At 53.7% G+C, this 676-nt stretch carries 1 protein-coding gene; it reads right to left on the bottom strand.

Annotated elements, in window-relative coordinates:
* Window positions 1–559: 559 nt before the first annotated feature.
* Window positions 560–676: IS4 family transposase (locus L6Q67_RS24595; RefSeq protein ID WP_367171677.1), on the bottom strand; the 117-nt coding region annotated here is incomplete at its 5' end.

Raw genomic sequence — 676 nt, 5'->3', positions numbered from 1 at the left:
CCACAACCCAGCCTTGAATTCATCTGAAATGATGCAGGATGCGCCCGCACTCCTGCCGGTGAAGTCAGGTTCGACCTCGGCTGGCGGACGAATTGACGTCGATTTGGGGCTTGGCGCCCCAAGTCGAACAATTGCTTAGGGAAATCGGGCGGCGGAGCGGAATAAGGCAAAAAAATAGCACGACTAATCGACGTGCTATTTTTTTAAGCTGAAATTCAGGAGATTTCAGCAAGAATTGATGGTCGGGGAAAGAGGATTCGAACCTCCGGCCCCTGCGTCCCGAACGCGTTCCTAAGCCTTGAAAATACGGTACTTGTTAATCAAAACACCGGTTAATCAAGGCCTTATGATGCAACAACGCGCAGCTGAATGCAACAACGTACCGAATTTTCTGGCTCCGTTGGAGCAGGATTGGAGCACAGACTTGGCTGGCCGTCTCCCATTGGAAGGGATGCAAATCAGATGAAGCGCAGGTTTCACGGTCCGTCGACCTATACTCGATTTTGGACACCCGCTTCGACAATGACCGAACCCTATAGCCCATCCCATTACACACATCTCAGCCCTCCCCGAACTGCCGCGCATAGCGGGCGCCTTCTACAAAGATGGCGATCTCCTGGAGCCCCAGCCAGATGGTTTTGGCACCCGGTTCGCCGTCGTGTCGGCGGGCAAGGAA

Origin of the sequence: Zoogloea sp. (assembly GCF_023150065.1) — a bacterium.
Taxonomy (GTDB): Bacteria; Pseudomonadota; Gammaproteobacteria; order Burkholderiales; family Rhodocyclaceae; genus Zoogloea.
This window is presented reverse-complemented; position numbering and strand designations above follow the sequence as displayed.